The organism is Enterobacter sp. Y17 (genome assembly GCF_019730495.1).
Classification (GTDB): Bacteria; Pseudomonadota; Gammaproteobacteria; order Enterobacterales; family Enterobacteriaceae; genus Enterobacter; species Enterobacter asburiae_B.
Genome location: NZ_JAASKP010000004.1, coordinates 161,136 through 180,886, shown reverse-complemented (window position 1 = coordinate 180,886; position 19,751 = coordinate 161,136). Strand labels below are relative to the sequence as shown.

General features: G+C 50.9%; 36 protein-coding genes. 2 read left to right on the top strand and 34 right to left on the bottom strand.

Annotated features, from left to right (window positions below; all coding sequences use genetic code 11):
- Nucleotides 1-5: 5 nt before the first annotated feature.
- The 21 genes from rplO to rpsJ all read right to left on the bottom strand — a co-directional run bounded on the left by rplO (nt 6) and on the right by rpsJ (nt 9,170).
- Nucleotides 6-440, bottom strand: a complete 435-nt coding sequence (gene rplO / locus HCH49_RS18465; RefSeq protein WP_003863304.1) for a 50S ribosomal protein L15 — start codon at nt 438-440, stop codon at nt 6-8.
- A gap of 3 nt (nt 441-443) precedes the next feature.
- Entirely contained in the window at nt 444-623 is a 180-nt protein-coding gene (gene rpmD / locus HCH49_RS18460) for a 50S ribosomal protein L30 (protein WP_003863301.1), read from the bottom strand.
- A gap of 6 nt (nt 624-629) precedes the next feature.
- Entirely contained in the window at nt 630-1,130 is a 501-nt protein-coding gene (rpsE, locus tag HCH49_RS18455) for a 30S ribosomal protein S5 (RefSeq protein WP_003863299.1), read from the bottom strand.
- Nucleotides 1,131-1,144: 14 nt separating this feature from the next.
- Nucleotides 1,145-1,498, bottom strand: a complete 354-nt coding sequence (gene rplR, locus HCH49_RS18450) for a 50S ribosomal protein L18 (RefSeq protein WP_003863297.1) — start codon at nt 1,496-1,498, stop codon at nt 1,145-1,147.
- A 9-nt stretch (nt 1,499-1,507) separates the two neighbouring features.
- Complete coding sequence (rplF, locus tag HCH49_RS18445; protein WP_003863296.1) at nt 1,508-2,041, bottom strand: 50S ribosomal protein L6; 534 nt, start codon at nt 2,039-2,041, stop codon at nt 1,508-1,510.
- 12 nt (nt 2,042-2,053) lie between these two features.
- Nucleotides 2,054-2,446: a 30S ribosomal protein S8 gene (rpsH, locus tag HCH49_RS18440; protein ID WP_006178918.1), complete on the bottom strand. Its 393-nt coding sequence runs from the start codon at nt 2,444-2,446 to the stop codon at nt 2,054-2,056.
- Between the two features lie 30 nt (nt 2,447-2,476).
- Nucleotides 2,477-2,782, bottom strand: a complete 306-nt coding sequence (gene rpsN / locus HCH49_RS18435) for a 30S ribosomal protein S14 (protein ID WP_003863291.1) — start codon at nt 2,780-2,782, stop codon at nt 2,477-2,479.
- 14 nt (nt 2,783-2,796) lie between these two features.
- A complete protein-coding gene (gene rplE / locus HCH49_RS18430; RefSeq protein ID WP_001096206.1) occupies nt 2,797-3,336 on the bottom strand; it encodes a 50S ribosomal protein L5 in 540 nt (179 codons plus the stop codon).
- Between the two features lie 14 nt (nt 3,337-3,350).
- Complete coding sequence (gene rplX, locus HCH49_RS18425; protein WP_003863287.1) at nt 3,351-3,665, bottom strand: 50S ribosomal protein L24; 315 nt, start codon at nt 3,663-3,665, stop codon at nt 3,351-3,353.
- Between the two features lie 10 nt (nt 3,666-3,675).
- Nucleotides 3,676-4,047, bottom strand: a complete 372-nt coding sequence (gene rplN, locus HCH49_RS18420; RefSeq protein ID WP_002919748.1) for a 50S ribosomal protein L14 — start codon at nt 4,045-4,047, stop codon at nt 3,676-3,678.
- Nucleotides 4,048-4,213: 166 nt separating this feature from the next.
- Nucleotides 4,214-4,468 (bottom strand): 30S ribosomal protein S17, encoded by a 255-nt coding sequence (gene rpsQ, locus HCH49_RS18415; protein WP_008503489.1) that lies wholly within the window; start codon nt 4,466-4,468, stop codon nt 4,214-4,216.
- Nucleotides 4,468-4,659, bottom strand: coding sequence for a 50S ribosomal protein L29 (rpmC, locus tag HCH49_RS18410; RefSeq protein ID WP_003863282.1), 192 nt, complete (start codon nt 4,657-4,659; stop codon nt 4,468-4,470). Before rpmC ends, rpsQ begins: the two co-directional genes overlap by 1 nt.
- Nucleotides 4,659-5,069: a 50S ribosomal protein L16 gene (gene rplP / locus HCH49_RS18405; protein WP_002919759.1), complete on the bottom strand. Its 411-nt coding sequence runs from the start codon at nt 5,067-5,069 to the stop codon at nt 4,659-4,661. Before rplP ends, rpmC begins: the two co-directional genes overlap by 1 nt.
- A 12-nt stretch (nt 5,070-5,081) precedes the next feature.
- Entirely contained in the window at nt 5,082-5,783 is a 702-nt protein-coding gene (gene rpsC / locus HCH49_RS18400; protein ID WP_000529945.1) for a 30S ribosomal protein S3, read from the bottom strand.
- A 17-nt stretch (nt 5,784-5,800) separates the two neighbouring features.
- Nucleotides 5,801-6,133: a 50S ribosomal protein L22 gene (rplV, locus tag HCH49_RS18395; RefSeq protein WP_002919773.1), complete on the bottom strand. Its 333-nt coding sequence runs from the start codon at nt 6,131-6,133 to the stop codon at nt 5,801-5,803.
- 14 nt (nt 6,134-6,147) lie between these two features.
- On the bottom strand, nt 6,148-6,426 hold the full coding sequence (gene rpsS / locus HCH49_RS18390) for a 30S ribosomal protein S19 (RefSeq protein WP_001138117.1): 279 nt from the start codon (nt 6,424-6,426) through the stop codon (nt 6,148-6,150).
- 16 nt (nt 6,427-6,442) lie between these two features.
- On the bottom strand, nt 6,443-7,264 hold the full coding sequence (gene rplB / locus HCH49_RS18385; protein ID WP_000301859.1) for a 50S ribosomal protein L2: 822 nt from the start codon (nt 7,262-7,264) through the stop codon (nt 6,443-6,445).
- A gap of 17 nt (nt 7,265-7,281) precedes the next feature.
- Entirely contained in the window at nt 7,282-7,584 is a 303-nt protein-coding gene (rplW, locus tag HCH49_RS18380) for a 50S ribosomal protein L23 (RefSeq protein ID WP_000617546.1), read from the bottom strand.
- Complete coding sequence (gene rplD / locus HCH49_RS18375; RefSeq protein ID WP_000424395.1) at nt 7,581-8,186, bottom strand: 50S ribosomal protein L4; 606 nt, start codon at nt 8,184-8,186, stop codon at nt 7,581-7,583. Before rplD ends, rplW begins: the two co-directional genes overlap by 4 nt.
- A 10-nt stretch (nt 8,187-8,196) precedes the next feature.
- Nucleotides 8,197-8,826, bottom strand: coding sequence for a 50S ribosomal protein L3 (gene rplC / locus HCH49_RS18370; RefSeq protein ID WP_006178923.1), 630 nt, complete (start codon nt 8,824-8,826; stop codon nt 8,197-8,199).
- A 32-nt stretch (nt 8,827-8,858) separates the two neighbouring features.
- A complete protein-coding gene (rpsJ, locus tag HCH49_RS18365) occupies nt 8,859-9,170 on the bottom strand; it encodes a 30S ribosomal protein S10 (RefSeq protein ID WP_001181005.1) in 312 nt (103 codons plus the stop codon).
- Nucleotides 9,171-9,551: 381 nt separating this feature from the next.
- On the opposite strand from rpsJ, the gene HCH49_RS18360 reads away from it, so the two are divergent.
- The gene (locus HCH49_RS18360) at nt 9,552-10,025 is read left to right on the top strand and encodes a prepilin peptidase (RefSeq protein ID WP_064673113.1); all 474 of its coding nucleotides are present in this window, start codon (nt 9,552-9,554) and stop codon (nt 10,023-10,025) included.
- Here HCH49_RS18360 and bfr read toward each other — a convergent pair.
- The 11 genes from bfr to fkpA form a co-directional block, all read right to left on the bottom strand.
- Complete coding sequence (bfr, locus tag HCH49_RS18355) at nt 10,009-10,485, bottom strand: bacterioferritin (protein WP_008503492.1); 477 nt, start codon at nt 10,483-10,485, stop codon at nt 10,009-10,011. The two genes, HCH49_RS18360 and bfr, sit on opposite strands and share 17 nt — an antisense overlap.
- A 72-nt stretch (nt 10,486-10,557) precedes the next feature.
- Complete coding sequence (bfd, locus tag HCH49_RS18350; RefSeq protein WP_008503493.1) at nt 10,558-10,752, bottom strand: bacterioferritin-associated ferredoxin; 195 nt, start codon at nt 10,750-10,752, stop codon at nt 10,558-10,560.
- Between the two features lie 178 nt (nt 10,753-10,930).
- Entirely contained in the window at nt 10,931-12,115 is a 1,185-nt protein-coding gene (gene tuf / locus HCH49_RS18345; protein WP_014068448.1) for an elongation factor Tu, read from the bottom strand.
- Nucleotides 12,116-12,184: 69 nt separating this feature from the next.
- On the bottom strand, nt 12,185-14,299 hold the full coding sequence (gene fusA, locus HCH49_RS18340; protein ID WP_032662329.1) for an elongation factor G: 2,115 nt from the start codon (nt 14,297-14,299) through the stop codon (nt 12,185-12,187).
- 96 nt (nt 14,300-14,395) lie between these two features.
- Nucleotides 14,396-14,866, bottom strand: coding sequence for a 30S ribosomal protein S7 (gene rpsG, locus HCH49_RS18335; protein ID WP_004106370.1), 471 nt, complete (start codon nt 14,864-14,866; stop codon nt 14,396-14,398).
- A gap of 96 nt (nt 14,867-14,962) precedes the next feature.
- Nucleotides 14,963-15,337 (bottom strand): 30S ribosomal protein S12, encoded by a 375-nt coding sequence (gene rpsL / locus HCH49_RS18330; RefSeq protein ID WP_000246815.1) that lies wholly within the window; start codon nt 15,335-15,337, stop codon nt 14,963-14,965.
- Between the two features lie 124 nt (nt 15,338-15,461).
- Nucleotides 15,462-15,749: a sulfurtransferase complex subunit TusB gene (gene tusB, locus HCH49_RS18325; RefSeq protein WP_033146790.1), complete on the bottom strand. Its 288-nt coding sequence runs from the start codon at nt 15,747-15,749 to the stop codon at nt 15,462-15,464.
- Between the two features lie 7 nt (nt 15,750-15,756).
- Nucleotides 15,757-16,116 carry a sulfurtransferase complex subunit TusC gene (tusC, locus tag HCH49_RS18320; RefSeq protein WP_033146791.1) on the bottom strand — a complete coding sequence of 120 codons (360 nt, stop codon included), beginning with the start codon at nt 16,114-16,116 and terminating at the stop codon, nt 15,757-15,759.
- Complete coding sequence (tusD, locus tag HCH49_RS18315) at nt 16,116-16,502, bottom strand: sulfurtransferase complex subunit TusD (protein WP_069303360.1); 387 nt, start codon at nt 16,500-16,502, stop codon at nt 16,116-16,118. Before tusD ends, tusC begins: the two co-directional genes overlap by 1 nt.
- The gene (locus HCH49_RS18310) at nt 16,502-17,224 is read right to left on the bottom strand and encodes a transcriptional regulator (RefSeq protein ID WP_014171909.1); all 723 of its coding nucleotides are present in this window, start codon (nt 17,222-17,224) and stop codon (nt 16,502-16,504) included. The genes tusD and HCH49_RS18310 overlap by 1 nt, the downstream gene beginning before the upstream one ends.
- Nucleotides 17,225-17,390: 166 nt before the next feature.
- The gene (fkpA, locus tag HCH49_RS18305) at nt 17,391-18,209 is read right to left on the bottom strand and encodes an FKBP-type peptidyl-prolyl cis-trans isomerase (protein ID WP_023309460.1); all 819 of its coding nucleotides are present in this window, start codon (nt 18,207-18,209) and stop codon (nt 17,391-17,393) included.
- A 238-nt stretch (nt 18,210-18,447) separates the two neighbouring features.
- On the opposite strand from fkpA, the gene HCH49_RS18300 reads away from it, so the two are divergent.
- On the top strand, nt 18,448-18,666 hold the full coding sequence (locus HCH49_RS18300) for a protein SlyX (protein WP_023309461.1): 219 nt from the start codon (nt 18,448-18,450) through the stop codon (nt 18,664-18,666).
- A 190-nt stretch (nt 18,667-18,856) separates the two neighbouring features.
- On the opposite strand, the gene slyD is transcribed toward HCH49_RS18300, so the two are convergent.
- On the bottom strand, nt 18,857-19,447 hold the full coding sequence (gene slyD, locus HCH49_RS18295; protein WP_014833521.1) for a peptidylprolyl isomerase: 591 nt from the start codon (nt 19,445-19,447) through the stop codon (nt 18,857-18,859).
- Nucleotides 19,448-19,541: 94 nt separating this feature from the next.
- Complete coding sequence (locus HCH49_RS18290) at nt 19,542-19,742, bottom strand: YheV family putative zinc ribbon protein (protein WP_033146793.1); 201 nt, start codon at nt 19,740-19,742, stop codon at nt 19,542-19,544.
- Nucleotides 19,743-19,751 lie beyond the last annotated feature (9 nt).

Here is a 19,751-nt window from a genome sequence, read left to right as displayed (position 1 = left end):
GCTACTTATTCCTCAATTTTACCGCCAGCAGCTTCGATAGCAGCACGAGCACCTTTAGTAACACGCAGGCCACGAACAGTTACCGGAGTAGAAACTTCACCAGCCAGGATCACTTTCGCGAACTCGATCTGGATACCGATAATGTTTGCTGCTTTCAGCGTGTTCAGGTCTACAACGCCGCCTTCAACTTTCGCCAGGTCAGACAGACGGATTTCCGCTGTGATCGCTGCTTTGCGAGAGGTGAAGCCGAACTTCGGCAGACGACGGTACAGTGGCATCTGGCCACCCTCGAAACCGCGTCGTACGCCACCGCCAGAACGAGAGTTCTGACCTTTGTGACCACGACCACCGGTTTTGCCGAGGCCAGAACCGATACCACGACCCAGGCGTTTACCCGCCTTTTTAGAGCCTTCGGCCGGAGACAGAGTATTTAAACGCATCTCTTACTCCTCAACTTTAACCATGAAGTAAACCGCGTTGACCATACCACGAACAGCGGGAGTATCCTCGCGCTCAACGGTATGACCAATACGACGCAGACCCAGGCCAAGCAGCGTTGCCTTGTGTTTCGGCAGACGACCGATTGCACTGCGGGTTTGAGTGATTTTAATAGTCTTTGCCATGGTCAATTACCCCAGAATTTCTTCAACGGATTTACCACGCTTGGCAGCGACCATTTCTGGAGAATTCATATTTTCCAGGCCATCAATAGTTGCACGAACCACGTTGATCGGGTTGGTGGAACCATATGCTTTGGCCAGAACGTTATGAACCCCAGCAACTTCCAGAACGGCGCGCATTGCACCACCGGCGATGATACCGGTACCTTCTGAAGCTGGCTGCATGAATACACGAGAACCCGTGTGAACACCTTTAACTGGGTGTTGCAGGGTACCGTTGTTCAGCGCGACGTTAATCATATTGCGACGGGCTTTTTCCATCGCTTTCTGGATCGCTGCTGGAACTTCACGCGCTTTACCGTAACCAAAACCAACGCGACCGTTACCATCGCCTACTACAGTCAGAGCTGTGAAGGAGAAAATACGACCACCTTTAACGGTTTTAGATACGCGGTTTACCGCGATCAGCTTTTCCTGCAGTTCGCCAGCCTGTTTTTCGATGTGAGCCATCTTACACCTCTACCTTAGAACTGAAGGCCAGCTTCACGGGCAGCATCTGCCAGTGCCTGGACACGACCATGATATTGGAACCCGGAACGGTCAAAGGAAACATTGCTGATGCCTTTTTCCAGAGCGCGTTCAGCAACAGCTTTACCTACAGCTGCAGCGGCGTCTTTGTTACCGGTGTACTTCAATTGTTCTGAGATAGCTTTTTCTACAGTAGAAGCAGCTACCAGAACTTCAGAACCGTTCGGTGCAATTACCTGTGCGTAAATATGACGCGGGGTACGATGTACCACCAGGCGAGTTGCACCCAGCTCTTTGAGCTTGCGGCGTGCGCGGGTCGCACGACGGATACGAGCAGATTTCTTATCCATAGTGTTACCTTACTTCTTCTTAGCCTCTTTGGTACGCACGACTTCGTCGGCGTAACGAACACCCTTGCCTTTATAAGGCTCAGGACGACGGTAGGCGCGCAGATCTGCTGCAACCTGACCGATCAGCTGTTTATCAGCGCCTTTCAGCACGATTTCAGTTTGAGTCGGACATTCTGCAGTGATACCGGCCGGCAGCGGATGCTCAACAGGGTGTGAGAAGCCCAGAGACAGGCCTACTGCATTCCCTTTGATAGCTGCACGATAACCTACACCAACCAGCTGAAGCTTTTTAGTGAAGCCTTCGGTAACACCAACAACCATTGAGTTCAGCAGGGCACGCGCGGTACCAGCCTGAGCCCATCCATCCACGAAACCATCACGTGGACCGAAGGTCAGAGCGTTATCTGCATGTTTAACTTCAACAGCTTTGTTGAGGGTACGAGTCAGCTCGCCGTTTTTACCTTTGATCGTAATAACCTGACCGTCGATTTTTACATCAACGCCGGCAGGAATAACGACCGGTGCTTTAGCAACACGAGACATTCTTTCCTCCGATTAGGCTACGTAGCAGATAATTTCGCCACCAAGACCAGCCTGGCGCGCTGCACGATCAGTCATAACACCTTTAGAGGTAGAAACAACTGCGATACCAAGACCAGCCATAACTTTTGGCAGCTCATCTTTTTTCTTATAGATGCGCAGGCCTGGGCGGCTGACACGCTGAATGCTTTCTACAACAGCTTTACCCTGGAAATACTTAAGAGTAAGTTCCAGTTCCGGCTTGGTGTCGCCTTCAACTTTAAAATCTTCGATAAAACCTTCTTCCTTCAGCACGTTGGCAATTGCCACTTTCAGCTTGGCGGAAGGCATGGTGACCGCAACTTTGTTCGCGGCCTGACCGTTACGGATACGGGTCAGCATATCCGCGATCGGATCTTGCATGCTCATCTGTCTTTACTCCCGTGATTCAATTGGTAATTACCAGCTAGCCTTTTTCAAGCCTGGCACTTCACCGCGCATGGCGGCTTCACGCAGTTTGATACGGCTCAACCCAAACTTGCCCACATAACCATGTGGACGACCTGTTTGACGACAGCGGTTACGCTGACGAGACGGGCTGGAATCACGCGGCAGAGACTGCAGCTTGAGAACCGCATTCCAACGATCTTCGTCGGAAGCGTTCACATCAGAAATGATCGCTTTCAGTTCAGCGCGTTTAGCGAAGAATTTATCAGCTAAAGCTACGCGCTTTACTTCGCGTGCTTTCATTGATTGCTTAGCCATTCAGTAACCCTACCTTACTTGCGGAACGGGAAGTCAAAGGCAGCCAGCAGAGCACGGCCTTCTTCGTCAGATTTCGCAGTAGTGGTAATGGTAATATCCAAACCACGCACGCGGTCGACTTTATCGTAGTCGATTTCTGGGAAGATGATCTGCTCACGGACACCCATGCTGTAGTTACCACGACCGTCGAAAGACTTAGCGGACAAGCCACGGAAGTCACGGATACGTGGAACAGCAATAGTGATCAGGCGCTCAAAGAACTCCCACATGCGTTCGCCACGCAGAGTTACTTTACAGCCGATCGGATAGCCCTGACGGATTTTGAAGCCTGCAACAGATTTGCGTGCTTTGGTGATCAGCGGTTTTTGACCGGAGATTGCTGTCAGGTCAGCTGCTGCGTTATCCAGCAGTTTCTTGTCAGCGATCGCTTCACCAACACCCATGTTCAGGGTGATCTTCTCGACCCGAGGGACTTGCATGACAGAATTGTAGTTAAACTCAGTCATGAGTTTGTTAACTACTTCGTCTTTGTAGTAATCATGCAGTTTCGCCATCGTACTACTCCAAATTACTTGATAGTTTCGCTGTTAGACTTGAAGAAACGGACTTTTTTGCCGTCTTCGAATCTAAAGCCTACACGGTCAGCCTTGCCGGTAGCCGCATTGAAGATTGCAACGTTAGAAACCTGAATAGCAGCTTCTTTTTCAACGATGCCACCTGGTTGGTTCAGGGCCGGAACCGGCTTCTGATGTTTCTTAACCAGGTTGATACCTTCAACGACAAGTTTGCCGGAAGACAGAACATTTTTTACTTTACCGCGTTTACCTTTATCTTTACCGGTTAACACGATAACTTCGTCATCACGACGGATTTTCGCTGCCATGATTCGCTCCTTAGAGTACTTCTGGTGCCAGAGAGATAATTTTCATGAACTTCTCAGTACGAAGTTCACGAGTTACCGGCCCAAAGATACGCGTGCCGATAGGCTGCTCGCTGTTATTGTTTAAAATAACGCATGCATTACCATCGAAGCGAATGACAGAACCGTCAGGGCGACGAACACCCTTCTTGGTGCGCACCACTACCGCCTTCAGCACATCACCTTTTTTGACCTTACCACGTGGAATTGCTTCCTTGATGGTGATCTTGATGATGTCGCCTACGCCTGCGTAGCGACGGTGCGAGCCACCCAGAACCTTGATACACATTACGCGACGTGCACCGGAGTTGTCGGCGACGTTCAGCATAGTCTGTTCTTGGATCATTTTAGTGCTCCGCTAATGTCAACTACTACCTGAGACTCTAAAATCAGAGCCGTTAAAAAGCCCCATATCGAGGGCGCGGCATTATAACACCGCTTCTGCAATATGGGTAGAAAAAATAAACGGCTCATCGCTGAGCCGTTTATTCGTATTGAGAAGGCGTACTGTATTACAGAACCGCTTTCTCTACAACGCGAACCAGCGTCCAGGACTTAGTCTTGGACAGTGGACGGCATTCACGGATTTCAACCTTGTCGCCGATACCACATTCGTTGTTCTCGTCATGTACGTGCAGTTTGGTCGTACGCTTGATGAATTTACCGTAGATCGGGTGTTTCACAATACGTTCGATAGCTACAACAATGGATTTCTCCATTTTGTCGCTAACAACACGACCTTGCAGAGTACGGATTTTATCGGTCATTACGCACCCGCCTTCTGAGTCAGTAAAGTCTTAACGCGTGCAACATTGCGACGCACTTGCTTCAGCAGGTGAGTCTGTTGCAGCTGGCCACTTGCAGCCTGCATACGCAGGTTGAACTGCTCACGCAGCAGGTTCAGCAGCTCAGCGTTCAGCTCTTCAACGCTTTTTTCACGCAGCTCTTTTGCTTTCATTACATCACCGTCTTAGTTACAAAGGTGGTTTTGATAGGCAGTTTCGCTGCTGCCAGGCCGAAGGCTTCACGGGCCAGCTCTTCCGGAACACCGTCCATTTCATAAAGGACTTTGCCCGGTTGGATCAAGGCAACCCAGTACTCCACGTTACCTTTACCTTTACCCATACGAACTTCCAGTGGCTTCTCGGTGATCGGTTTGTCCGGGAATACACGGATCCAGATCTTACCTTGACGCTTAACTGCACGGGTCATTGCACGACGTGCTGCTTCGATCTGACGTGCAGTCAGACGACCACGGCCAACAGCTTTCAGACCGAAAGTGCCGAAGCTAACATCCGTACCCTGCGCCAGACCACGGTTGCGGCCTTTGTGCACTTTACGGAATTTTGTACGCTTTGGTTGTAACATCAGCGACGCTCCTTATTTACGGCCTTTACGCTGCTGCTTTTTAGGTTGAGCAGCCGGTTTTTCCGGTTGTTCAACAGCAGCCATACCACCCAGGATCTCACCTTTGAAGATCCATACCTTAACGCCGATTACACCGTAAGTGGTGTGCGCTTCAGAGGTGTTGTAGTCGATGTCAGCACGCAGAGTGTGCAGCGGTACGCGACCTTCGCGGTACCATTCGGTACGTGCGATTTCCGCGCCGCCCAGACGGCCGCTAACTTCAACTTTGATACCTTTAGCGCCCAGACGCATTGCGTTCTGTACAGCACGCTTCATAGCACGACGGAACATAACACGACGTTCCAGCTGTGAAGTGATGCTGTCAGCAACCAATTTAGCGTCCAGTTCAGGCTTACGAACTTCAGCGATATTGATCTGTGCAGGAACGCCAGCGATATCCGCTACGACCTTGCGCAGTTTTTCTACGTCTTCGCCTTTCTTACCGATAACGATGCCAGGACGAGCAGTGTGAATAGTCACACGGATGCTCTTCGCTGGACGCTCGATAACGATACGAGATACAGACGCTTTAGCCAGTTCCTTAGTCAGGTACTGACGTACTTTAAAATCGCTGTCCAGGTTGTCAGCGAATTCTTTGGTGTTCGCAAACCAGGTAGAGTTCCATGGTTTTACAATACCCAGGCGAATACCATTAGGATGTACTTTCTGACCCATTGCTAGTCTCCAGAGTCTCAGCGATCGGACACAACCACAGTAATGTGGCTGGTGCGCTTCAGGATGCGATCTGCACGACCTTTCGCACGCGGCATAATGCGCTTCATGCTTGGGCCTTCATCTACGAAAATTTTCGCGACTTTCAGATCGTCGATGTCAGCGCCATCGTTGTGTTCAGCGTTAGCAATGGCAGATTCCAGTACTTTCTTGACCAATACCGCAGCTTTCTTGTTGGTATAGGTCAGGATGTCCAGGGCCTGCGACACTTTCTTACCGCGAATCAGGTCAGCAACAAGGCGAACCTTCTGAGCAGAAGAACGAGCATGGCGATGTTGAGCTAAAGTTTCCATCTCTTCCTCCTACCTTATTTCTTCTTCGCTTTTTTATCAGCAGCGTGGCCGCGATAAGTACGAGTCGGTGCGAATTCACCCAGTTTGTGACCAACCATTTCGTCGGTAACAAAGACTGGAACGTGCTGACGACCATTATGGACAGCGATGGTCAAACCGATCATGTTAGGAAAGATCGTTGAACGACGGGACCAAGTGCGCAGGGGCTTCTTGTCTCCGCTTTCCACCGCTTTCTCTACCTTCTTCAGCAAGTGCAGGTCAATAAAAGGACCTTTCTTGAGAGAACGTGGCATGGCTTATCCTCTAAAATTATTTGCTACGGCGACGTACGATAAATTTATCAGTACGCTTGTTGCTGCGGGTCTTCTTACCTTTGGTCTGAACGCCCCACGGAGTTACCGGGTGCTTACCAAAGTTACGACCTTCACCACCACCATGTGGGTGGTCGACTGGGTTCATCGCAGTACCGCGAACGGTAGGACGAACACCACGCCAGCGTGCAGCACCTGCTTTACCCAGAACGCGCAGCATATGCTCAGCATTGCCAACTTCGCCCAGAGTAGCGCGGCAGTCTGCTTCGACTTTACGCATTTCACCAGAACGCAGACGCAGGGTGACATACGCACCATCACGAGCAACGATCTGAACGTAAGTACCAGCGGAACGTGCCAGCTGACCGCCTTTACCTGGTTTCATTTCTACGTTATGAACGGTAGAACCAACCGGGATATTGCGCATCGGCAGGGTGTTGCCTGCTTTGATTGCAGCATCAACGCCAGACTGAATCTGGTCGCCAGCTTTCAGGCCTTTAGGGGCCAGGATGTAACGGCGTTCGCCGTCTTTGTACAGAACCAGCGCGATGTTCGCGGAACGGTTCGGATCGTACTCAAGACGTTCAACAACTGCTGGGATACCGTCTTTGTTGCGTTTGAAGTCAACAATACGATAAGCCTGCTTGTGGCCACCACCGATGTGACGAGTGGTGATACGGCCATTGTTGTTACGACCACCGGATTTGCTGTTTTTTTCCAGCAACGGAGCAAAAGGTTTGCCCTTGTGCAGCTCAGGGTTAACCACTTTAACTACGTGGCGACGACCCGGAGATGTCGGTTTACATTTAACAACTGCCATTGTATTACTCCTCCGACTTACTCAGCGCCGCCAACGAAGTCCAGATTCTGGCCTTCTTTCAGGGTGACGTAAGCTTTTTTCCAGTCGCTACGACGACCGATACGCTGTCCGTGACGTTTAACTTTCCCTTTAACTACCAGGGTGTTAACGACTTCGACTTCGACTTCAAACAGTTTCTGCACAGCAGCTTTGATCTCTGCTTTGGTCGCGTCTTTAGCAACTTTGAGAACGATGGTGTTTGTTTTTTCCATCGCAGTAGACGCTTTTTCAGAAACGTGCGGTGCGCGAAGCACCTTCAGCAGACGTTCTTCACGAATCATGCCAGCATCTCCTCAACTTGCTTAACAGCATCAGCAGTCATTACGACTTTGTCGAAGGCGATCAGGCTAACCGGGTCGATACCAGTCGCATCGCGTACGTCAACCTTGTGCAGGTTACGTGCGGCCAGGAACAGGTTCTCGTCCAGCTCACCGGTGATGATCAGCACATCTTCCAGAGCCATGTCTTTCAGTTTCTGTGCCAGCAGCTTAGTTTTAGGCGCTTCAACAGAGAACTTCTCGACAACGATCAGACGATCCTGACGTACCAGTTCGGACAGGATGCTTTTCAGCGCGCCGCGGTACATCTTTTTGTTAACTTTTTGACTGTGGTCCTGTGGACGCGCAGCGAAGGTCACGCCACCTGAACGCCAGATCGGGCTCTTGATAGAACCTGAACGCGCACGGCCGGTACCTTTCTGGCGCCATGGCTTTTTGCCAGAACCAGTTACTTCAGCACGAGTCTTCTGAGCACGAGTACCCTGACGAGCACCAGCTGCATAAGCAACAACAACCTGGTGAACCAGCGCTTCGTTGAAATCACGACCGAAGGTAGTTTCGGAAACAGTCAGCGCGCTCTGCGCGTCTTTCAATACTAATTCCATTGCTATCCCCTTACGCCTTCACAGCTGGTTTAACGATCAGGTCGCTACCGGTTGCACCCGGAACTGCACCTTTAACCAGCAGCAGGTTGCGCTCAGCGTCAACACGTACTACGTCCAGGCTCTGAACGGTCACACGTTCGTTACCCAGCTGACCTGCCATTTTCTTGCCTTTGAACACTTTGCCCGGAGTCTGGTTCTGACCGATAGAACCCGGAACGCGGTGAGACAAGGAGTTACCGTGGGTAGCGTCCTGGGTACGGAAGTTCCAGCGCTTAACGGTACCAGCAAAACCTTTACCTTTAGAGGTACCGGTTACGTCAACTTTTTTAACGTCAGCAAACAGCTCAACGCTAATGTCCTGACCTACGGTGAACTCTTCGCCTTCAGCAAGACGGAATTCCCACAGACCACGGCCAGCTTCTACGCCAGCTTTAGCGAAGTGACCCGCTTCTGGTTTGGTTACACGGTTAGCTTTTTTAGCACCAGTGGTCACCTGAACAGCGCGGTAGCCATCGTTAGCCAGATCTTTAACCTGGGTAACGCGGTTTGCTTCAACTTCGATTACGGTTACTGGGATTGAAACGCCATCTTCAGTGAAGATGCGGGTCATGCCCACTTTTTTACCGACTAAACCAATCATTGTATCAACCTCTCAATCGCTCGATGACCTGATTAACCCAGGCTGATCTGCACGTCTACACCGGCAGCCAGATCCAGACGCATCAGAGCATCAACGGTTTTCTCAGTTGGCTCAACGATGTCAACCAGACGCTTGTGAGTGCGGATTTCGTACTGATCACGCGCGTCTTTGTTGACGTGCGGAGAGATCAGAACGGTGAAGCGCTCTTTGCGGGTCGGCAGCGGGATCGGACCACGGACTTGCGCACCAGTGCGCTTAGCAGTCTCGACGATTTCCGCGGTTGATTGATCGATCAGACGATGATCAAACGCTTTAAGGCGGATACGGATTCTTTGGTTCTGCATGAGACCAGAGCTCCAATTATTTTATAAACGAAAATGATTACTCCTCAAACCCATTACGATTGATGGGAGAGTGTAACCGTTCTTACGTAGCTCCCCAATTGGGAGCATTGTTGAGTAACAAAATGAGCTACTCTGGTTCTGATTGAACCCGCCGTCAATTACGACAAGCCCGCGCATTATACGTAAATCTGGACAAGACGCAAGTGCCGTTTAGAAATTAAGCGCCAGTGGCGCAGTATGCGTTAAGGCACGCAACATTTTACGCAATGTAATCCCTTCTCGTTTCTTTGTCTGGAACCCCTACGCAAGTGTCGTTTTTGTCGATTGCCGGCCAGACCGATTATGACGAGTATGCGCTCAAACCCTTTTGAGGCCATTTCCATGTTAACCACCCTCCCCTTTTTGCTGGTCTATTTTTCGCTGACTGCCTTTCTCGTCCGTGCAGATATTCGCTACGGACTGCTTCCGGATAAGTTTCTCTGCCCGCTGCTCTGGGCGGGCCTGCTCTTTCAGCTCTGCGTCCAACCTGATTTTCTGCCAAGTGCAGTGGTGGGAGCGATGGCTGGATATGTCGGCTTTGCCGTTATTTACTGGGGATATCGGTTTATCTGCCGGCGTGAAGGGATGGGATACGGCGATGTAAAATACCTGGCGGCGCTTGGTGCGTGGCATGGCTGGTGCATGCTGCCTACGCTGGCGTTACTCGCTGCGCTTATGGCGCTACTTAGCATTCTTGTGTTTTCGTTACTCACCGGCGATAAGGGAGCATTAAAAAACCCACTGCCTTTTGGGCCATTTCTGGCAGCAGCGGGTTTATGCGTAGGCTGGAAGACGGTGGTTACTCTTCCACTTTAATCTGCGACTGAAGGTAGTTCTGCAGACCGATTTTAGCAATCAGATCCAGCTCCGTTTCCAGCCAATCAATATGACCTTCTTCATCGGCCAGGATCTGGATCATCATATCGCGACTGACGTAGTCATGTACGCTGTCGGCATAGGCAATGGCTTCACGGAGATCTTTGGCGCCTTCAAGTTCCAGCCTGAGGTCGGAACGCAGCATCTCTTCGACATCTTCTCCGATGCCCAGCTTTCCGAGATCCTGCAGGTTTGGAATACCTTCAAGGAATAAAATACGCTCGATATATTTATCAGCGTGCTTCATTTCATCGATCGATTCGTGGTACTCAACGTCGTTCAGACGTTTAAGCCCCCAGTTTTTGAACATTCTCGCGTGAAGAAAGTACTGGTTAATTGCGACAAGCTCATTTCCCAATAATTTATTGAGATAACTTATGATTTTAACATCACCTTTCATTATATAGTCCCTCCGCTTCCACTCATTGAAGCGTAGATCGGGCTACAGGGATGTCAAAAAAAAGATGGGCGCTTACGCGATCTCTTTGTATTCCGGGATCTGCATCAATTCGTCCTGCATGATCTCTCGCGCAGCACGTACACATTTACCGCATTGATTTCCCACCGGAACAAATTTGCGTAGCTGCTGAAATGACTGAGGCTGAAACTGGCGAACGGCCTGACGTATTTTTTTGTCGCTTACACCATTACATAAACAAACGTACATAGAGACTCCCGTTCAAATTATGCGCAAAGTGTAAGTGAGAATGGTTATGATTACAATAGCACAAGCGCCACAATACGGGGCGGGAGCAGGCAAAAAATGCGAAATTTTGTGACAGTGCCTGAACGGCAGAAAACAAAAAAGGACGCCGAAGCGTCCTTTTTTTTTCGGGGATAATTAATTAGCCCAGAACTTTAGCAACAACGCCCGCGCCAACGGTACGGCCGCCTTCACGGATTGCGAAACGCAGACCGTCGTCCATCGCGATTGGGTGGATCAGAGTCACAACCATCTTGATGTTGTCGCCTGGCATTACCATCTCAACGCCTTCTGGCAGTTCGATGGTACCGGTCACGTCAGTTGTACGGAAGTAGAACTGTGGACGGTAGCCTTTGAAGAACGGAGTATGACGGCCGCCTTCGTCTTTGGACAGAATGTACACTTCAGATTCGAACTTGGTGTGTGGCTTGATTGAGCCTGGCTTCGCCAGAACCTGACCACGTTCGATTTCTTCACGTTTGATACCACGCAGCAGAACACCAACGTTCTCACCAGCACGGCCTTCGTCCAGCAGTTTGCGGAACATTTCAACGCCAGTACAGGTAGACTTCGCAGTCTCTTTGATACCAACGATTTCAACTTCTTCACCAACTTTGATGATACCGCGCTCTACACGACCGGTAACAACGGTACCACGACCGGAGATGGAGAATACGTCTTCGATTGGCAGCAGGAATGGCTTGTCAATCGCACGCTCTGGTTCTGGGATGTAAGAATCCAGGAAGCCAGCCAGTTCGATGATTTTCGCTTCCCACTCAGCTTCGCCTTCCAGCGCTTTCAGAGCAGAACCACGAACGATTGGGGTATCGTCGCCTGGGAAATCGTACTGAGACAGCAGTTCACGAACTTCCATCTCTACCAGTTCCAGCAGCTCTTCGTCATCAACCATGTCGCATTTGTTCAGGAACACGATGATGAAAGGAACGCCTACCTGACGACCCAGCAGGATGTGCTCACGAGTCTGAGGCATTGGGCCGTCAGTCGCAGCAACAACCAGGATCGCGCCGTCCATCTGCGCAGCACCGGTGATCATGTTTTTAACATAGTCGGCGTGGCCTGGGCAGTCTACGTGTGCGTAGTGGCGAGTCGGGGTGTCATATTCAACGTGGGAAGTGTTGATGGTGATACCACGTGCTTTTTCTTCTGGTGCGTTATCGATCTGGTCGAATGCACGAGCAGAACCACCGTAGGTTTTAGCCAGAACGGTAGTGATTGCAGCAGTCAGGGTAGTTTTACCATGGTCAACGTGGCCGATAGTACCAACGTTGACGTGCGGTTTTGTACGTTCAAATTTTTCTTTAGACACGGCTATATTCCTTACTATAGTGCTCTCCCCTGTGGAGAGAGCACGGGACTTAGGTTTTAATCCTGTGGATTACTTACCACGGGCTTCAATAACGGCCTGAGCAACGTTGTTAGGCGCATCATCATACTTCAGGAATTCCATGGTGTATGATGCACGACCTTTGGTCAGAGAACGCAGCTGAGTTGCATATCCGAACATTTCAGACAGCGGAACTTCAGCGTGGATCTTAACGCCAGTTACTTCGGATTCCTGACCACGCAGCATACCGCGACGACGGCTCAAGTCACCGATAACGTCACCGGTGTTCTCTTCAGGAGTTTCTACTTCAACCTTCATGATTGGCTCAAGCAGAACTGGTTTTGCTTTCTTAAAGCCTTCTTTAAAGGCAATAGACGCAGCCAGTTTAAACGCCAGTTCAGAGGAGTCAACGTCGTGGTAAGAACCGAAGTGCAGACGAACACCCATGTCAACAACCGGATAGCCAGCCAGAGGGCCCGCTTTCAGCTGTTCCTGAATGCCTTTATCAACGGCTGGGATGTATTCGCCAGGAATTACACCACCTTTGATGTCGTTGATGAACTCGTAACCTTTCGGGTTAGAGCCCGGCTCCAGTGGGTACATGTCGATCACAACGTGACCGTACTGACCGCGACCACCAGACTGCTTAGCGTGTTTACCTTCAACATCGGTAACTTTCGCGCGAATCGCTTCGCGGTAAGCAACCTGAGGTTTGCCCACGTTCGCTTCAACGTTGAATTCACGCTTCATACGGTCAACGATGATGTCCAGGTGCAGTTCACCCATACCAGCGATGATGGTCTGGTTAGATTCTTCATCAGTCCATACGCGGAATGATGGGTCTTCTTTCGCCAGACGGCCCAGAGCCAGACCCATTTTTTCCTGGTCAGCTTTGGTTTTTGGTTCAACTGCGATGGAGATTACCGGCTCAGGGAATTCCATACGCTCCAGAATGATCGGGTGATCCGGGTCACACAGGGTGTCACCAGTGGTCACGTCTTTCAGACCGATAGCTGCAGCGATGTCGCCCGCACGAACTTCTTTGATCTCTTCACGTTTGTTAGCGTGCATCTGTACGATACGGCCAAAACGTTCACGCGCCGCTTTCACGGAGTTCAGGATGGTGTCACCGGAGTTAACCACACCAGAGTAAACGCGGAAGAAGGTCAGGTTACCCACGAATGGGTCGGTAGCAATTTTGAACGCCAGTGCAGAGAATGGCTCTTCGTCGCTTGCGTGACGCTCAGCCGGAGTATCTTTACCGTCGTCCAGGATGCCGTTGATCGCAGGAACGTCAACCGGGGATGGCAGGTAGTCAACTACCGCATCCAGCATCGCCTGAACACCTTTGTTCTTGAACGCAGAACCACAGGTTACCAGGATGATTTCGTTGTTCAGAACGCGCTGACGCAGAGCTTTTTTGATCTCTTCTTCAGTCAGTTCTTCACCACCCAGGTATTTCTCCATCAGCTCTTCAGAAGCTTCAGCAGCGGATTCGATCAGGTTCTGGTGCCATTCGTCAGCCAGGTCCTGCATTTCAGCCGGGATATCTTCGTATTCGAAGGTAACGCCCTGGTCTGCGTCGTTCCAGTTGATGGCTTTCATTTTCACCAGGTCGATAACGCCGGTGAAGCCTTCTTCAGCACCAATTGCCAGCTGCAGCGGAACAGGGTTCGCGCCCAGACGGGTTTTGATCTGGCCAACAACTTTCAGGAAGTTAGCACCCATACGGTCCATTTTGTTAACGAACGCGATGCGTGGAACTTTATATTTGTTCGCCTGACGCCATACGGTTTCAGACTGTGGCTGAACACCACCAACTGCGCAATAAACCATTACCGCGCCGTCAAGAACACGCATGGAACGTTCTACTTCGATGGTGAAGTCAACGTGGCCCGGGGTGTCGATGATGTTTACGCGATGCGGTTCGTACTGCTTAGCCATACCTGACCAGAATGCAGTAGTCGCTGCGGAGGTGATAGTGATACCACGCTCCTGCTCCTGTTCCATCCAGTCCATGGTGGCTGCGCCGTCATGAACTTCACCGATTTTGTGGTTTACACCGGTGTAGAACAGAATACGTTCGGTAGTAGTGGTTTTACCGGCGTCGATGTGCGCACTGATACCGATGTTACGGTAGCGTGCGATGGGTGTTGTACGAGCCATTTGATTCCTCGTTTATATCTTTAGGCGTTCAGTTAAGTTACCCAGAGCGGGCGGCTTCTCTGAAGCGCCCGCCTGGTGACTAATACTCCGAAGGGATTACCAACGGTAGTGTGCGAACGCCTTGTTGGCTTCTGCCATACGGTGAACGTCTTCACGTTTCTTAACTGCAGTACCTTTGTTGTCTGCAGCATCAGAAAGTTCGTTCGCCAGACGCAGAGCCATGGATTTATCACCGCGTTTACGAGCAGCTTCAACGATCCAACGCATTGCCAGAGCATTACGACGAACCGGACGAACTTCAACTGGAACCTGATAAGTAGAACCACCAACGCGGCGGGACTTAACTTCTACGGTTGGGCGAACGTTGTCGAGAGCGACTTCGAAAGCTTCCAGTTCATTTTTACCAGAACGCTGAGCCAGGGTCTCAAGCGCGCTGTATACGATTGCTTCTGCAGTAGATTTTTTACCATCTACCATCAGGATATTTACAAATTTTGCCAGCAGTTCTGATCCGAATTTCGGATCTGGAAGAATTTTACGCTGACCAATAACGCGACGACGTGGCATGGGAATACTCCGTTGTTAATTCAGGATTGTCCAAAACTCAAAGAGTTTAGTTTGACATTAAGATAAATCAGTTTGGCCTTACTTAACGGAGAACCATTAAGCCTTAGGACGCTTCACGCCGTACTTGGAGCGAGCCTGCTTACGGTCTTTAACACCTGAGCAGTCGAGCGCACCACGAACGGTGTGGTAACGAACACCCGGAAGGTCTTTAACACGACCGCCACGGATCAGGATCACGGAGTGCTCCTGCAGGTTGTGACCTTCACCACCGATGTAGGAAGTCACTTCGAAACCGTTAGTCAAACGCACACGGCATACTTTACGCAGTGCGGAGTTTGGTTTTTTAGGAGTGGTGGTATATACACGAGTACATACACCACGTTTCTGCGGGCAGGCTTCCAGCGCAGGCACGTTGCTCTTTGCAACTTTGCGTGCGCGTGGTTTGCGTACCAGCTGGTTAACTGTTGCCATTAAATAGCTCCTGGTTTTAGCTTTTGCTTCGTAAACACGTAATAAAACGACCTCATACAATATGAGGACGCGAAATTTTAGGGCTACGTCGAAAAGGTGTCAAGAAATATACAGCGATCTCAAATCACCAGTTCATTTGACTGGCGTGCGTCACAGTAAGATTGACGAAATCAGTATAGCCAACCACGTCAATTTTGGCTGAAATTTGACCAGAAAGACCCCGCGCATCCAGATCGTCCTTCAGCGCAGAGACTGTTATGGGGGCATTCGTGAGAATTTCAACGAAACGACTGCCGTCCAGTGCGGCAAGCACGCCATCCTGAATCAGCAGCAGATCATCACCTTCGCGCAGCATACTCAGTAACGCGTCGATATCACATTGCCACGGTGAATGGCTCAGAGTATGGAGCATGTCAGCCTCAGAAAGTCAGAACGGTGTCGTAGTGGGAAAGGTGTTCGCGCAATGCAGCAGAAGACAGGACTGTCACATCCAGCACGAAAGGCGTTGCCTCGTTTAGGCCGCGCGCAGCCAGGGAGTCGGCACAGACATAGAAGGTTTCGATATCGTAAAGCGGTAACACTTTGAACGTCGCGATGTAATCACGCGCCAGAATGGCCTGAGGCTGCTGCCCCGCCAGAAGCTGAAATACGCCGTCGCCCAAAAAGAAGACACCGATATCTTCGGTCAATGCTGAGGTCGCGAGCAGCGCATCCAGCCCTTCTCTGCCGGACGCATTGCCGTGCGGTGCGGAGGAAAAAACAAACGCGACACGCTTCATCAGAATTGCACCACTCTGTCGCAGGTTAATGCCGCCTGTGCCAGTGCACCCAGGCCACTCAACGAAAAGCCGGGCTGCAGGTTAGAACCCGATAAACCAAGACGTGCGGCTTCGGTTGCATCGGTTACCCCGCGGCGCAGTGCCGCCGCCACGCAGATGTGCAATTCTACGCCCTGCTTTTCGTTTAATGCCTGCCAGGCGCGCACCAGATCGAATTCGTCGCTCGCCGGTGACGTAAACTGATTCGCGTTATACACCCCTTCCCGATAGAAGAAGACGCTCGACAGCTCATGTCCGGCCGCCAGTAGCGCATGCGCAAACTGCAGCGCGCTGCTGGCCTGCTGAGTGCCGTACGCCGGGCCTGTCACCATTAACGCAAAACGCATTACTTGTCTTGTCCCTGGAAATCGCCGCTTTTGAACTGGCGAATATAGAGGTAGACCGTGTGCTTGGAGATGTTCAGACGATCGGCCACCTGGTTGATGGCGTCTTTAATATCAAAAATCCCTTTTTCGTAGAGATTGAGCACGATCTGGCGATTCTTGGCGTTGTTCGAGACGTTGCGATCGGCATTCACCTCTTCAATCGTAAACTCAAGCGTCTGGGTCACCAGATCTTCAACGGAGGAGGCAAAGTTAACAGAAGAGCCAACGTCCGGCGTTTCTGGTGGAATAAAGGTGCTCATGATTTGCGAGAATGGCACATCAAGGTTCATGTTGATGCACAGCAGCCCAATAACACGATGCTCGCGGTTTCGAATCGCGATGGTTTCTGATTTCATCAGCACGCCGCTTTTGGCGCGGGTGAAATAGCATTTTGAGACGCTGCTGTCCGCGCCGGTCATGTCATGCAGCATACGCAATGCAAGGTCGGTAATTGGCGAACCAATTTTACGGCCAGTATGCTCACCATTCGCAATGCGGATGGCGGAACACTTCAGATCTTGCAGGGAGTGCAATACGATTTCGCAGTGGGAGCCAATGAGCATCGCTAACCCGTCCACTACCGCTTCGTAGGATTTCAGAATATCGAAGTCGGTCTGATCGAAAGGACGTTGATCCAGCAAATCAAGTTCACTGGTTTCGTTGGTTAAAAGCGACCTGGACATGAAAAAAACACTCCTTTTCAGGAGCCTGTCGTTAGGTTTTCAGGGCAGGCTCATTATCTACACGGACAACTAAATTAATACAGCGTGCGTAGCGCTTTCCAGTGTTAATTATATCTGCCCCACAATAAAAAAACCGCCGCCTGAAAGGCGGCGGTTTTTTTCAACATTACTTCTTAGCAGCAGCGGCTTTATCGTCAGCCGGTGCGTCTGCTTTCGCATCCGCTTTCGGTGCCGGTTTGATATCCAGCAGCTCTACGTCAAAGACCAGCGTAGAGTTAGCAGGGATACCCGGAACGCCGGTTTTGCCATAGGCCAGATCCGGTGGGATAACCATCTTGATCTTGCCGCCTTTCTTGATGTTTTTCAGGCCTTCAGTCCAGCCAGGGATCACACCATCCAGACGGAAGGAGAGCGGCTCACCGCGGGTGTAAGAGTTATCGAACTCTTTACCGTCGATCAGCGTACCTTTGTAGTTCACAACCACGGTGTCGCTGTCTTTAGGCGCATCGCCGGTGCCTTCTTTCTCAACTTTGTACACCAGGCCAGTAGAAGAGGTTTTCACACCTTTCTCTTTAGCAAAGGTGTCGCGGTAGGCTTTGCCTTTCGCTTCGTTGTCTTTAGCGTCCGCGTCCATCTTGGTCTGCGCGGCACCCTTCACGCGCGCTTCGAACGCCTGCAGAGTCTGTTCAATTTCCTGGTCAGACAGCTTGCTCTTATCTGCAAATGCGTCCTGAACGCCCGCGATCAGCTGAGCTTTATCCAGTTTGATGCCCAGTTTCTCTTGTTCTTTCAGAGAGTTTTCCATGTAGCGACCCAGAGATGCGCCCAGTGCGTAGGCGGATTTCTGGTCGTCATTTTTGAACGCCGCTTTGCTGTCTGCAGTGGCAGCAGGCTTCGCAGCAGTATCAGCAGCGAATGACAGCGGCGCGTTCAGCGCAACAGCCATCGTCGTCGCCAGCAGCGTTACTTTAAACAGTGATTTCATCCATATCTCCAGGGCCTGGGGACTCTCACCCCAGCGTTAAACGTAAATGAGTTACGTACTATAAAACGTTGCGGAAGAAATCTACAGACAGACACTTCCAATTCTCGCCACTTTTCAGACTATTTTTGTTTAAATAAGTTTCCTGCCAAAGGGATGCAGACTGTACTTAAGGATAAACTCAGTTAAACTGCGCCGCCGCAGGGCCATTATGGCGAATCTGAAATAAACGAGGTGAATGATGAAGGATACAGCAATAGAAGCGAGAATGGCTGAGCTGGAAAGCCGCCTGGCTTTTCAGGACATCACCATCGAAGAGCTAAACCAGACCGTGACCGCACATGAGCTCGAAATGGCAAAACTGCGGGATCATATGCGCCTGCTGACGGAAAAGCTGAAGGCTACACAGCCGTCAAACATTGCCTCTCAGTCAGAAGAGACGCCACCTCCTCATTATTGAGGCGTAAAAAAAGCGGGATAATCCCGCTTTTTTTGTGCCCGGTGGCGCGAAGCTTACCGGGCCTACATACCCTATGGATTTCGAGTCGCAGGAAGGCGGCAAGCTTGAAAATCCCCGGGAGCATAGATAACTATGTGACCGGGGTTTGAAAGCGCAGCCAACGCACCTGCGGCTTGAAAGACGACGGGTATTAGTGGCAACCGCAGCCGCCGTTACCGCAACCACCTTTACCGTGGTCGTGACCATGGTCGTGATCGTGGCCGTGACCACCGCAGCAGCCGTCGTGGCCGTGATCGTGGTCATGGTCGTGACCATGCGCACCGTGAACGTGGCCATGAGCCAGTTCTTCTTCGGTCGCTTCACGGATCGCAACAACTTCTACGTTGAACTTCAGGTTCTGGCCAGCCAGCATGTGGTTACCGTCAACCACGACGTGGTCATCTTCCACTTCGGTGATTTCAACAGGAACCGGGCCCTGGTCAGTTTCAGCCAGGAAGCGCATGCCAACCTGCAGTTCGTCAACGCCCATGAACACGTCTTTAGGAACGCGCTGAACCAGGTTGTCGTCATACTGACCGTAAGCGTCGTTCGCGCCTACAGCAACGTCAAATTTGTCGCCAACTTCATGACCTTCCAGCGCGTTTTCCAGGCCGGAAATCAGGGAACCGTGACCATGCAGATAGTCAAGCGGCGCACTCACCGGAGACTCATCAACCAACACACCGTCTTCTGTACGTACCTGATAGGCCAGGCTGACCACCAGGTCTTTTGCTACTTTCATGATATCTCCTGAGCGTGGGAAAATTGCTGGCGCAGATTGTAGCGGAAATCTGCACCCGTGTACCCTTTAGCTTAAAAAAACTCAGGGCATATCGCTAGTCCGGATGAAAAATCCCGATAACTTGCTCTTCTTTGCGAACGTGATCGCGGGCCTCTTTATCGGCCTCACGCATCTGGTGACCGCACTTAACACACTCAACAACATCAACATTATTTTCCCGCCACATCGCCAGGGTATCTTGTGCCTGACAGGTCGGGCATTTTGCACCCGCGATAAAGCGTTTACGTACAGCCATCTTTCGTTA